Below are 14081 nucleotides of genomic sequence, written 5' to 3'. Positions count from 1 at the left end.
GATTTCAGATGGGTGTGGCTGGCGGCGGCTCGTCGCGCACGATCGGTTTTCCCTTGTGCGTAACCGCCGTCCTGCTTGGCGCTTCGCCTCGCGATGTGGGGGTCGAAAGGGCCTGAAACTTTTCTCTCTTGAGCCGGACCTGGATCATGTGCGGACAGCGCGTATCGTCCTGGTAGAGTTCCTGGCAGTGCATGCAGTAGATGCACTCGTTGACATTGATCTGCCCTTCAGGGTGGATCGACTGAACCGGACATTCCTTGGCACAGCGCTGGCAGGGCGAGCCGCATTCGGGCCAACGCTTTAGCCATTCGAACATGCGGATGCGTCCTGGAATGGCGAGGGCTGCCCCCAGCGGGCAAAGGTAACGGCAGTAGAAGCGCTCGATAAAAAGACCGGCCGCCAACAGCGTCAGTGCAAAGACGACGAAGGGCCATTCACGGGCGAACTTAAGGACGATCGCGGTCTTGAAGGGCTCGACTTCGGCAAAGACTTCGGCGAGCGCCAGTGAATAGAAGGACAGACCGAAAAGGCCGAGAAAAACGATGTACTTGATCGGCCAGAGACGCTCGTGAAGGCCCCAAGGAACCTTGATCTGCGGTACCTTGAGCCACTTCGCGATGTCGTTGGTCAGTTCCTGAAGGGCGCCGAAGGGGCACAGCCAGCCGCAAAACGGACCACGCCCCCAAAATAGAAGTCCTGCCGCCACGGCGGCCCACAGCAAAAAGATGAGGGGTGCCGACAGGAAGAACTCCCAGCGGAAACCGGTGATCAAGGCGTTTGTGAACGTCAGGACATTGACCACTGAAAGCTGCGCATTGGCGTACCAGCCGAGCCAGACAAGTGCATAGACAAGGAAACCGCGGCGGATCCAGGCAAACAGAATGGGGCGTCGGACGAGCCAGTCCTGGAAGAAGAAGATCGCAGTCAGAAACACAAGTGCCGTTGCGGTGAGGGCGACCGAGACACGGTTCATCTGCCAGATGCTGACCCACAGTGGTTGGCCGTCTGCTTCCTCGCCAACAATTGGCGCTGTGCCGTCAGAAGGGCTGACCTCGAGCGGGTGCGTGTCGGCAACCAGATACTTCTGTGGCAGGGCATAGCCGAGGTTGAAAGGCAATGTCGCCTTGTCTCGCCCACCGGCGCTTCGCTGCACCAGAAGTTGTACCTCCCATGGTGCCGTGACATCGAAGGCGAAGTCGGGCGACACGACAAAAAGGGCGATCTCGCGAAGATGAGGCGCACCTTGCGCTGCAAGCGATGTCAGGCGCGTGTGGTCGCGGTCGCGAAACCGCATGCCCTGGCCGTCCTGGAGCAATTCAATCCGATCGAAGATGCCGCCGCGCACATAGCCCGAACCCTTGAAGGAGTAGGCTCCATCGCCCGCGACGAGCAATGCGCTCTGACCGGGTTTAAGGCGTTTGACAAGGCGACCGTAGCCTTCCTCACCGAGCAGGCTTTTGCCGATGGCCGGAACGCTCACGGGCGCTGTGTAAAGGTCGATGAAGCGGTCGTTGGGCGTTACCGTTTCCGGCCGTTCTGCCGCTGTCGTTTGATTGGCCTGGCGAAATGCATCCGACACTTCGCCGACCGTCATTCTAAGGCTGCGGATCGAGCCGTCGCCGAGCAGGCTCTGCCAGTCGGCCGTCTCGTTCATTGCCGGATCGAGCTTGCGGACGGGAGGCGCAGGCTCTTGGGCGACGCTCGCCTTGGTACCAAGGCGATTGCTGCGGATCAGGCGAACGGCCGAACGAACAACACTGTCGCCCATGACCAGAACGGTGACGGTCGCGCCGCTGACGATATCGACCTGTGGCGGTCGCTCCTGTCCCCTCGCAACGCGACCGAGGTCGCGGCCGATGATGGCGTTCAAGGCGGCGACGACCTTGCGTTCCGGAATGCCGATCAGGACGATCGGTTCCTTGTGATCGACAAGTTTGATCCCCTTGACGATGCCGTTTGGATCGATGCCGACGGCGATGTGAATGGGCTTGCCGGAGTAGCCTATAGCGCTGGTGAAATCCGAGTTGAGATAGGCATAGCCGAGCAGTTCGGTACCCCGAAACACCGGCGCGATCGGTGGTTCGCCGACAGTGGCGCCGAAGCGATCTGCACCCGCAAAGAGCTCGGCGGGCACTATCTTTGAAAGATAGTCATCGAGCCCGCCGGCGGCATAGGAGCCGTGTGCTCCAAGCAAAACAAGGAGCGTCGCGAGCATCATGCAGAGCAAGCGGAGACGGTGGCGGTTTTTGTTGTTGTTGCGCATTTCTTGTCGTTCCGTCCCGACAGACTGGCTGCTCGGTTTGGCGGGCATCCTTGTTTCCGGCGAATTGACCGGCAACCTACGCAAAGTCCGATCACCTTCTTTGCGCTGCAACAAACGGAGGTGCGTTTGTTCCTGTAAAACAGTCGCATAGCGCAAGCGAAGGAGCCGTCATGCCGACACTCAGGATCGATCCGCCGTTGGTCGCAACGCTTGGGGAACTTCTTGAACTTGCCGTCAGGCTTGAGCGCGAAGCCATCGACGGCTACGTCATGCTCGCAAAACGCATGCGCCGCGAAAATCGAGCCGATCTAGCGGATCTGTTCGAAGGGCTTGCAGCTGATGAGCGCGGACATCTCGATATGGTTTCCGCTTGGATTGAAGAGGCGAACCCACCTGTAGGTCCGGCACGGATTTTCGCCGCGACAGACAATGCAGGTATGTTTGACGATGGGGATGCGCTTATCGTGGCCCCGGAACTGCTCAACGCCTACAGGGCTTTTTCAGTCGCCGTGCGCAACGAGGAGCAGGCGTTCATGCTTTGGAGCTATGTGGCGGCGGATGCGGCTTCCACCGAAATCAGACAGGCAGCAGAACGCATGGCGCTGGAGGAACTCGGCCATGTCCGCATCCTGCGCAAAGCCAGGCGAACAGCGTTTCACGACCTGCGGAGCCATCGATTAATCGTTGCTGACGACCTGGCGGCGGTTGAAACGCAGCTTGCCGATTGGCTGGAAATGAACGCAGGCGATGCAAGGGCAGAGGGCACCGCGTCATGGTCGTCCCTTTCAACTGATGCCCGGCAAAGAGCCCGCCAGATGATCGATGTTCCCTTCGCCGCCCCCTTGGGTTTAGCGCCACTGCCTGAGGGGGGCACGATTTCGGCGATGGTGCTCTGCGAGTTCCTGCTTGAGCGTTATCTCGACCTGTCCGAGCGTGAGGGCGACGATGGTCTGCGGCAACGCGCACAGACCTTTGCAGCAGCCACGATCGATTGTTTGCAGGCCCTCCGTGGCAGAGCGAAGAAGAATGCGGCAACGCTTGCGACCTCGCCACAATGAACTTGCGTTTCGACAAAGAACGATCGGCCGAACTACCGCAACGTCTCTCCTGACATAACCTTCCGGGCATTGAGGAGAGCACATTGACGGAATTGAACTTGAACTTGGACGCCACCGTCGGGACGATTGCATGCGAACTTCCGGGTGCAGCCGAACTCTTCAGACAGCTTGGAATCGGTTTTTGCTGCGATGGCGATGTCTCGCTTGGTGATGCGGCGGCCGATGCCGGAGTTGTGGCGAGCGACTTGCTTGACCGCCTTCGGGCACTCGAGCAAGCCGCAAGGCGCGATGCGCCGGACGGCACCAACGAGCTTATCGCTCATATTCTGGAGCGATATCACCAGACACACCGAAACGACCTCGAATGGCTGATCCCGCTTGCGCAGAAAGTGGAACACGTTCACGCCGCCCATAGCAGCGCGCCGATGGGCCTTGCGAAGGCGCTTGTCGACCTTCAAGACCAACTGATCCCCCACATGGCCCGCGAGGAACTCGCCCTCTTTCCGATGATGCGCCACGAGCCGGACCCCGATATCGAGCACTTGATAGGCAGAATGCGAGACGATCATGCGTGCGAAGGCCAAAGCCTAGCCACCATCGAGCATCTCACCCACGGGTTTGCACTTCCAGACGGCGCCTGCCGATCCTGGACGGCTCTTTACGTCGGTCTTCAAAAGTTTTCCGAGGACTTGGTCGCGCATATGCATCTGGAAAACAAGGTTTTGTTTCCGCGCTTTTCCAGCGTTGAGGACGTAGCGTCTCCGTCATGACATCTTCCATCGGTGGACAGATGGTCGCGACCGATATCGGCGTGGCGCTGTTATCGTTGCGAATTCGTTGTCGCTCTGCCTCGCTCTACCGGGCGGGGCGGCAGTTCTGGTTGAGGTGTCGGGTGGACCGGTCCTAACGAACCGGAGACTTTGGTTTCCTCTGGCTCCCGTTGCATTAAATTCCAGGCAACTGGCAGGGCTCGGTGTATTGTTTCACAAGCTCGCCAAGTGCAATTCTCCGCGGTCGGGATGACTGTATCAAACGCGCAAAATGGATCTGCTGGAAACGGCAGCATGAGCGATCTTTGAAGCAGGGGTTGCCGGCATTGAGCGGCGTAAATTGCGAAAACAGCTGGTGATCGCAATACCTTTGGGTCGCTCGACCGATTACGTCTCGGTTTTCTTCCGCTTTCTTTGAGATATCTCTTCTACCGGCTACCGGACCGAACTCTCTCACAACTGCAACTGAACTCGGATCATTTGAGCCTCGTCTCAAATGGCCAACGTTCGTTGCGAACTTGCCGCCGGGGGCCAGTATTCTCGCCGCTGGCCGTACGGCATCGGGCGAACCTGTCCGTCATTTTTAATAATCTGTCATACAGATTTGACAAAGCTGTGATGATCTGTCTAAATATGTGTCATACAGAATGGTGCGGGGAGCCGGCCACTTTCGCATACCGGAGGAACAATGATCATCACCGACGTCGATGTGCGAGTCTTCCGCACGACCACGCGCCGCCATTCGGACAGTGCTGGCCACGCGCATCCAGGCCGGCCGCATCAGGTGGAGCAGGCAATTCTGACCATTCGCACGGAAGACGGCCATGAAGGGCACTCCTTCACCGCGCCGGAAATTGTTCGTCCGCACCTGATCGATAAGTTCGTGAAGAAGGTTCTTATCGGCAAGGACCATCGTGATCGAGAAAAGCTGTGGCAGGACCTCGCCCACTGGCAGCGGGGCTCAGCCGCGCAGCTCACCGATCGCACGCTTGCGGCTGTCGATTGTGCGCTGTGGGATCTTGCAGGCAGGACGCTCAACCAACCTGTATACAAGTTGATCGGCGCTTACCGCGACAAGGTACTGGCCTATGGCTCCATCATGTGCGGCGATGAACTGGACGGCGGCCTGGCGACGCCGGACGATTACGGCCGTTTTGGCGAAACGCTGGTCAAGCGCGGCTACAAGGGCATCAAACTACACACCTGGATGCCGCCGGTCAGTTGGGCGCCGGATGTTAAGATGGATATCAAGGCCTGTGCTGCCGTGCGCGAAGCGGTGGGTCCGGATATCCGTCTGATGATCGACGCCTTCCACTGGTATTCCCGTACGGATGCGCTCGAACTTGGGCGGGGCTTGGAAAAGCTCGGCTTCGACTGGATCGAGGAGCCGATGGACGAGCAGTCGCTGTCTTCCTACAAGTGGCTTGCCGACAATCTCGACATTCCTGTGGTCGGGCCGGAAAGTGCCGCGGGCAAGCATTGGCATCGCGCCGAGTGGATCAAGGCCGGTGCCTGCGACATACTTCGCACCGGCGTCAACGACGTCGGCGGCATAACCCCTGCGCTCAAGACCATGCATCTCGCTGAAGCTTTCGGCATGGAATGCGAGGTGCACGGCAACACTGCGATGAACCTGCATGTGGTCGCCGCCACCAAAAACTGCCGCTGGTACGAACGCGGCCTGCTGCACCCGTTCCTCGAATATGATGATGGCCACGATTATCTGAAGTCACTTTCCGACCCGATGGATGGGGACGGCTACGTCCACGTGCCTGATCGCCCCGGGCTCGGCGAGGATATCGATTTCGACTTCATCGACAACAACCGCGCGCGATGACAGTGAGGTGATTGGGCAATGAAGACAGTTCTCGCCTTTGGCGACAGCCTGACCTGGGGGGCGGACCCTGCAACTGGGCTGCGTCATCCGCCCGAGGGCCGCTGGCCCGAGGTTCTCGACCGGGAACTTGGTGACGCGGCGGCGATCATATCGGAAGGGCTCGGTGGCCGCACCACCTGCTATGACGATCATGCCGGGCCCGCTTGCCGCAATGGCGCCAAGGCGTTGGAAGTGGCGCTTGCCAGCCATATGCCGCTCGATCTCGTGATCATCATGCTTGGGACCAATGATATCAAGCCGGTGCACGGAGGTCGTGCGGAGGGTGCGGTTTCCGGCATGCGCCGCCTGGCGCAGATCGTGGACACATTTCCGTACAAGCCGAGTGGCGCGAAACCGAAGCTTCTGATCGTTGCGCCACCACCCTGTTCGCCCGGTCCAGATGGACACCCGGCGGCTGGCAGAAGCGTAGCAGAATCCGAGCGGCTTGCCCCGCTTTACCACAAACTCGCCTGCGAACTCGGGCACGCGTTCTTCGATGCCGGCGCGGTTGCCCGTGGATCACAGGTCGATGGTGTGCATCTGGAAGCCGCGGCGACCGCAGCCGTTGGCCGGGCGCTCGCCGCGCCCGTCGGCGCAATTCTTGGCTGATCCGTCCCAACACCTGCGGAGGAGCAGGCAGGCGGATCATGAAACTGGTAGGCCGAAATCCGCATGGACGGCCGCAAAAGGAGGAAGCATGAGACACTTTTTTGCAACGGCCGCCCTCGGCGTGCTGCTCACCACAGCCTCGCCGATTGGCGTGTTCGCCGAGACACCGGCCGACCAATTGGTCGTCGCCACGACCATGAGCAACATCCTGACGCTGGATCCCGCTGCCATTACCGGCCGCGAGACCGTACAGGTGCTCAACAACATCTATGACACTTTGGTCGTCCTTTCGCCGCAAGACCGTAGCGTTCAGCCTCGCCTCGCCGAACGCTGGGAGATCGCCGAGGATCGCAAGTCGATCCGCTTCCACCTGCGCGGCGATGCAAAATTTGCTTCGGGCAATCCTGTCACGGCCGGCGACGTCGCCTGGAGCCTGAAGCGGCTGCTTGCCCGCAACCTGGCGCAGTCATCTTTCCTCAAGTCGCGTGGCTTCACGCTTGAGAATGCCGACAAGGCGTTGGTCGCTGAAGACGACCACACCTTCGTGATTCATCTGCAGAAGCCCGACGACCCGAACCTGTTGCTGATGATCCTTGCGCAGAATGGCCCTGGCTCCATTCTGGACAGCAAGGTCGCGCTCGAGAACGAGAAGGACGGCGACCTCGGTGCTGGTTGGCTGACGCTGAATTCCGCTGGTTCAGGTCCCTTTACACTGACGCAGTGGAAGTCGAACGAATACATCATCCTCACACGCAACGATGACTATTGGGGTGAAAAGGCCGCGATGAAGCGCGTGTTGATGCGCCACTTGCCGGAATCCCAGTCGCAGCGGCTGCTGTTGGAAAAAGGCGACATAGACGTCGCCTATTCTCTGCAGGCACCGGACCTCAAATCGCTGGAGGCCGACAAGGCGATTGTCATCGAATCGACGCCGGGTTCAGGTTTCTACTACCTCAGCGTTTCGATGAAGGATGAGCGTTTTGCCAACAAGAAGGTCCGCGAGGCGCTGCGCTACCTCATCGACTATGAAGGCCTCGACAAGGCGGTCATGCCCTATTACGGCAAGCTGCATCAGCGTCCGTTGTCGTCCGGCGTGCTCGGCGCCCTTCCGGACGAGGGCTACAAGTTGGACGTGGAAAAGGCAAAGGCGTTGCTCGCCGAAGCCGGCTATCCGAACGGTTTCAGCACCACGCTGCGGGTCCTGTCCGAAGATCCGTTCATGAAGGCGGCGACGGCGATCCAGAACACGCTCGGCCAGGCCGGCATCCAGGCGGAGCTCATCAGCGGTTCGGGTGACCAGATTTACGGCGCAATGCGGGAGAGAAACTTCGAATTGCTGGTCGGCCGCGGCGGCGGCGGTCAGCAGCCGCATCCGGACAACAACCTGCGCTCCATCGCCTACAATCCTGACAATTCCGACGAGGCGAAGTTGACCAACTACCAGAGCTGGCGCACCAGCTTCTACGACGAGAAGCTGAACAAGCTGATCGAGGAAGCACTGGTCGAGCGCGATCCCGCCAAGCAGGCCAAGCTCTATGAAGGCGTGCAGGCCTACATGGATGAGGCGGTGATGTCGATCCAGCCCTTCTCCGAAGTTGTCGACACTGCGGCCTATCGCAGCGACGTCAAGGGTATGATCGTCAGTCCGTGGCTTTCACGTTTCGAGGGCGTGACCAAGGAGCGCTGATACCACCACCCGTCTCATTCTCCAAAACGAAAAGGCGCGTGCTGGCACGCGCCTTTCTCGCGTTTCAATGAGGTTTGGCCCCATAATGGCTCCAGAGGTGTGGCGTTGCTCGACGGACAAGCATCTCCCCCATGCAAGTGGTTTTCCCACGGGCCGGAGTGGCCCGATGGGGCGCCTTTTTACCTGTCGGGAGCCGCCCGACATCCATCGGCAAGCAATGACGCCAGGACACGCTTTTCCATCCGAGGCGATGTTCCAGACTCAGCAGTACTAAAAGGTAACCGATGTTCTGCAACCTTGCGGACGTCACGTCGAGCTTGACCTTTAGGTTGCAGGTGAGCCCCTTCGCCGGCATTGTCCTGTCTCAAGCCAAGGGGGGCTCATGCCAAAGGTCGTTGGAATAGGCGGTGTGTTCTTCAGGGCAGCGGACCCGGCTGGGCTGGCCGAATGGTATTGGTGTTGATGACCTGCACAAGTCCGTGTGGCAGCAAGAGGCAGGAATGACAATTTTTGGGCCCTTCTCTGAGAACACCGACTATTTGGGACGAAGAGAACAACAATGGATGATCAATTTCAGGGTAGATGATCTGGAAGGGCTCATTTCAAACCTCACGGCGAGCGGGATCGCGGTGGAAACGCGAGCCGAGTGGAACTCGGAAGTCGGTCGCTTTGCCCGGATCCACGATCCCGAGGGCAATCCGATCGAGCTCTGGGAACCAACGAAGGAGTGATGGCGAACAACCCGCCATTCCATGCTCGGTGAGTGTCCTGACGTTTGATTTTGACCAGGGCCTGCTGCCGTGACTGCTTGTGGCGCGTGGATGCCACGGAGCTTCACGCGCTGGCATCTCATCCCGTCGGCCTGTATTGCCCACGGCTTGCGCTAAGCCACGGGCCGTTGTGGGTTGTCATGTGAAGAATTGGGCTGCTGCCGATCGGCAGCGCTCTGGGCTTGCTTATGCCGCTTTCGCGTGACCGGGGAGCTGGCACGTCGAGGGCAATTTCAGACGGAGTGCCCGAGCTTCAATTAGTCGAGCTCAGTGCGCGCTTTCGTATTCGAGTGAGGCGCCGATGAGTTCTCGGGCATAGGGGTGGGTCGCTCCGTTTCCGGGGATCGCATCGCGTGGAAGCACCTCGGTGATCTCTCCGTGGAGCATGACAGCAAAACGATCGCACATGTGGTCGACCACCGCGAGATCGTGCGTGACCATGATGTAGGTGAAACCGCGTTCCTCGCGCAGGCGCTGCAGCAGGTTCAGGATTTCCGCCTGGACGGAGACATCGAGCGCCGACGTGGGTTCGTCCAGTAGCAACAAAGAGGGCTCCAGGATGAGCGCGCGGGCAATCGCCACCCGCTGCCGCTGGCCACCGGAGAGCTGGTGTGGAAAGCGGTCGAGGAAGGAAACGGGCAGGCCGACATCGGCAATGGCCTTGCGCATGCGATCCTCGCGATCGCCGAGCTTGTGAATGACGAGTGGCTCGCTGAGCACGGTGCGTACCGACTGGCGCGGATGCAGCGAGCCGTACGGATCCTGAAACACCATCTGCAGCGTGCGGCAGCGCTCGATAAGCGGCATCTCGCGCACAGGCTTGCCGCCGATGAGGATGTCGCCCGTCCAGATATCGGTCAGCATGGAGACGCAGCGCAACACGGTGGATTTGCCCGAGCCGCTTTCTCCGACGAGGCCGAAGCACTCGCCCGGGCTTACCGAGAAACTGACACTCGGCAAGACTTTGGTGGCGGTTGGTCCAGCGCCGAAGGTGATGGACACATCGCGGGTTTCGACGGAAACGGACATCAGGCTTTCTCCTCCAGCCATTCGGGTTGGCGGTCGAGCACGGCGAGAGGTGCACGCCCGCCACCGATCCTTGGTTGGGCTGCCAACAGGCCGCGGGTATAGGGGTGTTCGGCCCTGTCGAGGTCGCGGGCGGCGAGTGTTTCAACCACGCGACCGGCATACATGATGAGAACGCGGTCGCAGAAATTGCGCACAAGGTTCAGGTCGTGACTGATCATGATGAGGCCAATGCCGCGGTCGCGCACGAGGCCGTCGAGGATATTCAACACTTGAAGCCGGACGGTAACGTCGAGCGCGGAGGTGGGTTCGTCGGCGATGACAAGATCTGGGTCTGCCAAAAGCATCATCGCGATCATCACACGCTGACCCATGCCGCCGGATATTTCATGCGGGTATTGATCATAGACCCGCTTCGGGTCACGAATCTTGACGGCTTCCAGCATGGTGAGCGCCTTGTCACGGGCCTCTGCCTTCGAGCATCTGAAGTGGCGCAGATAGGTCTCTGCCACCTGGTCGCCAACACGCCGGATCGGGTTGAGCGAGAATTTGGGATCCTGGAGGATCATTGACATCCGCCGGCCACGAACCTTCAGCATCTCTTTTTCGGAGAGCGTCAGGAGGTCGAGGTTCCCAAAGCGCAACGTGTCGGCCGTGATTGTCGCGCCGGGCAGAAGACGCAAAAGAGCGCGTCCAACCGTGGACTTGCCTGAACCGGATTCTCCGACGATCCCCAACCGTTCCCGGCCAAGCGTGAAGGAAACCCCACGCACGGCCTCTGCCGGCGCGCCGCCATAGCGAATGCGGAGATTTTCGACCTCGAGTATGGATTTTTCCACGGGGCTACCTCCGATTTATCTGCTTGGGATCGAGCGCATCGCGCAATCCATCGCCGAGCAGGTTGAATGCGAGGCTGACAGACAGGATCGAGATGCCCGGGAAGGTGACGAGCCACCAACTGTCCAGCATGTACCGGCGGCCGGTTGCGATCATCGCGCCCCATTCGGGCAGCGGCGGCTGGGCGCCGAGGCCGAGGAAACCGAGGCCGGCAGCCGTGAGGATGACGGTCGCCATGTTGAGGGTCAGACGGATGAGGACCGAAGGCAAGCACATGGGCATGATCGACTTGAAGATGATGCGCGCCGGCGATGCCCCCTGAAGTCTTGCGGCAGAAATGTAATCTGCCTTGCGGAACGTCATTGCCTCGGCGCGGGCAAGCCGAGCGATCGGTGGCCAGGAGGTCAGCGCGATGGCGACAATTGCGTTGTTGAGGCTTGGGCCTAGCGCCGCGACGAAGGCGAGCGAGAGAATGAGGCTCGGAAACGACAGGAAAATGTCGGTGATGCGCATCATCACCGTATCGATCTTGCCACCGAGATAGCCGGCGGTCGTACCGATGATGAGGCCGATGGGGCCGACGACGATCGACACGAGGAAGATGATTGTCAGCGTGATGCGGGCACCCCAGACAAGGCGGCTGAAAATGTCGCGGCCAAGCTCGTCGGTACCGAAGACATGCCCGTTGCCCGGCGGCTGCAGCGTTTTGGCAAGATCCTGCACATAAGGGTCGTGGGTGGCGATCAAAGGTGCAAAGGCAGCTACCAGAATGAGCAGCACCAGGACGGCGAGGCCGAATGTCGAGGTCGGGCTTTTCAAAAGGAACAGCACGATGTTCTTCAATGCGTGCAACGGAGCCGGCAGGCGGAACGTAGGTTCGGTGCGGGTAGACATCAGCGTGTCCTTGGATCGAAGATGCGGTAGAGAACGTCGGACAGTAGATTGAGCCCGATGAAGATGACGCCGACGATCAATACGCAGGTCATGACGGCATTCATGTCGCCGGTGATGAGATTGTTGGTGAGATACTGACCAAAGCCCGGCCAGGCAAAGACGGTCTCGATAAGGACCGCTCCTTCGAGCAGTGAACCGTAGGCGAGCGCGATGATGGTGACGAGCTGCACCCGGATATTGACGAAGGCGTGCTGCCAGATCGTCTGATTGCGCGAAAGCCCCTTCACTCTCGCGGTCGTCACATATTCCTGCCCGAGTTGATCGAGCATGAAACTGCGGGTCATGCGGGTGATGTAGGCGGAGGAGGAATAGCCAAGTAGCGCCGCTGGCAGGATGATGTGGTTCACCGCGGACCAGAAGACGTCCATCTCGCCGGCGATCAGGCTGTCGATCAAGAGAAAGCCGGTACGCTCTTCGACGAGACCGATGTAGAACTGGTCCATCCGCCCGCTGCCGCCGACCAGCCCGAGATGGGCGTAAAAGACGATGAGCGCAATCATACCTGTCCAGAAGATCGGCATCGAATGGCCGAAAAGGCTGAAGACACGCACCACATGATCCGGCCAACGATCCTTGTTGACGGCGGCAAAGACGCCAAGCGGCACACCCAGGCCTGCTCCAATAAGGATTGCGAAAGTGGCCAGTTCGATCGTCGCCGGCATGACATGAAGGATGTCCTGTATGACCGGCTGACCGGTGCGAATAGAGGTACCGAAATTGCCGGTGAAGACATCGCCTAGGTAATATATGAACTGTTCCCAAAGAGGACGGTCCAGGCCGAGCGCGTTGTAGACCTGTTCATAGGTCTCGCGGGTCGCATCTTCTCCGACTATGGCCCGCACCGGATCAGCGGGCATGAGCCGGCCAATGAAAAAAGTCAGGAGAAGCAGGCCGAGAAGCGTGACCGCAATGGTCCCGATCTGCCCGGCCGCTCCGTAGAAGCGTATGCGACGTAAAGACATGAATCCTCCGTTTGTCATCCGCCGGAAGGTGAGGCGGTACAGGCTCCCGTCCTGTATGACAACTTAAGGAAATCTGTCACAGGTTATGGGTACTGTCAAGCTAATCTGCTCACAGGAAGTCGTCTCGGCGGGGTGTGAAGCAGTCAATAAGTTCGCCGGTCTCCAGGCATTGGCACCCATGCTCAGTGTTTGAGGGGATGACGAGACTATCGCCGGCCTTCAATTCATGGGCTTCGCCGTCACGGAAAAAGCGGAAACGGCCACGCGAGACGTAGGTGGATTGAACGTGCGGATGGCTATGTAGTCGGCCGCTAGCGCCGCTTTCGAAGCGGAAAGATACGACCATGATCTCCGGTGAGTGCGAAAGAACTTGCCGGGTAACGCCAGTATCGGTCGAGATCGCGGGATAGGTGGGAAGGGTCATGGATGCCTCGTTGATGATGTACGACATCTCCAACATACATGCATTGCAGGCTGTATGACAAGCTAAGACAGGTTGACCTCTTCGGGGGCCAGTGTGCGCGAGCGCAGCAATACCTTGTAGCGATCCAGGCTGCCGCGAAGATGGGCGCGCATGCGCTCGCGCGCAGTGTCGCTATTGCCTTCGATAATGGCATCCACGATCAGGCCGTGCTCTTCCTGAAGGTGAAGGTTATAGTCCTTCGGGCGCGAGCCGGGAGCGGAGCCTTGCAGTTCGCCTCGAGGAATGATGCCGGACCGGATGAGCTGCAGGAATTCGGGAAAGCGACGGTTCTGCGTAGCCTCCGCGATGGCGAGATGCAGTTCGAAATCGGCGTCACGGGTGGGGCTCCCGGTGGCGAGGCATTCGCCAACGTGGTGATGGGCCTCGAGGATCGCCTCGATCTGTGCAGCAGAACGGCGCGAGGCCGCAAGCCCGGCGGACTCCACCTCAAAGACTGTCCTAAGCTCCAAAAGCTCTATGACCGAGGAAATGCGCTCGGTGGTCAGGTCCTTGAATGGTTGTTTCTTGTCTTCGAGCGTCTGCAGCGCGAAGATGCCGGCGCCCTTGCGCGCTTCCACCAGGCCGTCGGCGCGAAGGATTGCAATTGCTTCGCGCACTACGGTGCGGCTCACGGAATATTCGCGTGTGAGCGCACTTTCGCTCGGAAGCCGGTCGCCGGGCTGGAAGACGCCTTCGGTCAGGTCGCGACGCAGATCGGCGCTGATCTTTGCCGCCAGCGACGTGCCTCTCGCGTGATTGTTTTGGGCTTCCATTGCTGCTTCACCTGCATTGAACCTGTCTGGCAT

General features: G+C 59.7%; 12 protein-coding genes and 1 pseudogene. 6 read left to right on the top strand and 7 right to left on the bottom strand.

What is annotated here, in order from left to right:
- Nucleotides 1–4 precede the first annotated feature (4 nt).
- Nucleotides 5–2263 carry a NosR/NirI family protein gene (locus tag ASD52_RS27095; protein ID WP_057226030.1) on the bottom strand — a complete coding sequence of 753 codons (2259 nt, stop codon included), beginning with the start codon at nt 2261–2263 and terminating at the stop codon, nt 5–7.
- A gap of 197 nt (nt 2264–2460) precedes the next feature.
- On the opposite strand from ASD52_RS27095, the gene ASD52_RS27090 reads away from it, so the two are divergent.
- From ASD52_RS27090 to ASD52_RS27065, 6 genes and pseudogenes are all read left to right on the top strand, one after another.
- Nucleotides 2461–3321 carry a ferritin family protein gene (locus tag ASD52_RS27090; RefSeq protein ID WP_225906217.1) on the top strand — a complete coding sequence of 287 codons (861 nt, stop codon included), beginning with the start codon at nt 2461–2463 and terminating at the stop codon, nt 3319–3321.
- Nucleotides 3322–3404: 83 nt separating this feature from the next.
- The gene (locus tag ASD52_RS27085; protein ID WP_057226028.1) at nt 3405–4091 is read left to right on the top strand and encodes a DUF542 domain-containing protein; all 687 of its coding nucleotides are present in this window, start codon (nt 3405–3407) and stop codon (nt 4089–4091) included.
- A 688-nt stretch (nt 4092–4779) separates the two neighbouring features.
- Entirely contained in the window at nt 4780–5928 is a 1149-nt protein-coding gene (locus ASD52_RS27080) for a mandelate racemase family protein (protein ID WP_025430416.1), read from the top strand.
- 18 nt (nt 5929–5946) lie between these two features.
- Nucleotides 5947–6576, top strand: coding sequence for an SGNH/GDSL hydrolase family protein (locus ASD52_RS27075; protein WP_025430415.1), 630 nt, complete (start codon nt 5947–5949; stop codon nt 6574–6576).
- Nucleotides 6577–6664: 88 nt separating this feature from the next.
- Nucleotides 6665–8263: an ABC transporter substrate-binding protein gene (locus ASD52_RS27070; protein ID WP_057207030.1), complete on the top strand. Its 1599-nt coding sequence runs from the start codon at nt 6665–6667 to the stop codon at nt 8261–8263.
- 382 nt (nt 8264–8645) lie between these two features.
- Nucleotides 8646–8994: pseudogene (locus ASD52_RS27065) on the top strand (VOC family protein).
- 306 nt (nt 8995–9300) lie between these two features.
- On the opposite strand, the gene ASD52_RS27060 reads toward ASD52_RS27065, so the two are convergent.
- The 6 genes from ASD52_RS27060 to ASD52_RS27035 form a co-directional block, all read right to left on the bottom strand.
- The gene (locus ASD52_RS27060; RefSeq protein WP_025430413.1) at nt 9301–10062 is read right to left on the bottom strand and encodes an ABC transporter ATP-binding protein; all 762 of its coding nucleotides are present in this window, start codon (nt 10060–10062) and stop codon (nt 9301–9303) included.
- Nucleotides 10062–10898, bottom strand: coding sequence for an ABC transporter ATP-binding protein (locus ASD52_RS27055; protein ID WP_025430412.1), 837 nt, complete (start codon nt 10896–10898; stop codon nt 10062–10064). Before ASD52_RS27055 ends, ASD52_RS27060 begins: the two co-directional genes overlap by 1 nt.
- 4 nt (nt 10899–10902) lie before the next feature.
- Nucleotides 10903–11790 carry an ABC transporter permease gene (locus ASD52_RS27050; protein WP_025430411.1) on the bottom strand — a complete coding sequence of 296 codons (888 nt, stop codon included), beginning with the start codon at nt 11788–11790 and terminating at the stop codon, nt 10903–10905.
- Nucleotides 11790–12812, bottom strand: a complete 1023-nt coding sequence (locus ASD52_RS27045; protein ID WP_025430410.1) for an ABC transporter permease — start codon at nt 12810–12812, stop codon at nt 11790–11792. Before ASD52_RS27045 ends, ASD52_RS27050 begins: the two co-directional genes overlap by 1 nt.
- A 109-nt stretch (nt 12813–12921) precedes the next feature.
- Nucleotides 12922–13236: a cupin domain-containing protein gene (locus ASD52_RS27040; RefSeq protein WP_057207316.1), complete on the bottom strand. Its 315-nt coding sequence runs from the start codon at nt 13234–13236 to the stop codon at nt 12922–12924.
- A gap of 62 nt (nt 13237–13298) precedes the next feature.
- Entirely contained in the window at nt 13299–14048 is a 750-nt protein-coding gene (locus tag ASD52_RS27035; protein ID WP_057207033.1) for a FadR/GntR family transcriptional regulator, read from the bottom strand.
- Between the last annotated feature and the right edge of the window lie 33 nt (nt 14049–14081).

The organism is Ensifer sp. Root142, from assembly GCF_001426785.1.
In the GTDB taxonomy this organism is placed as follows: domain Bacteria; phylum Pseudomonadota; class Alphaproteobacteria; order Rhizobiales; family Rhizobiaceae; genus Ensifer; species Ensifer canadensis.
Note: the sequence above shows the minus strand (reverse complement) of the source record. Positions and strands in the feature narration are given on the sequence as shown.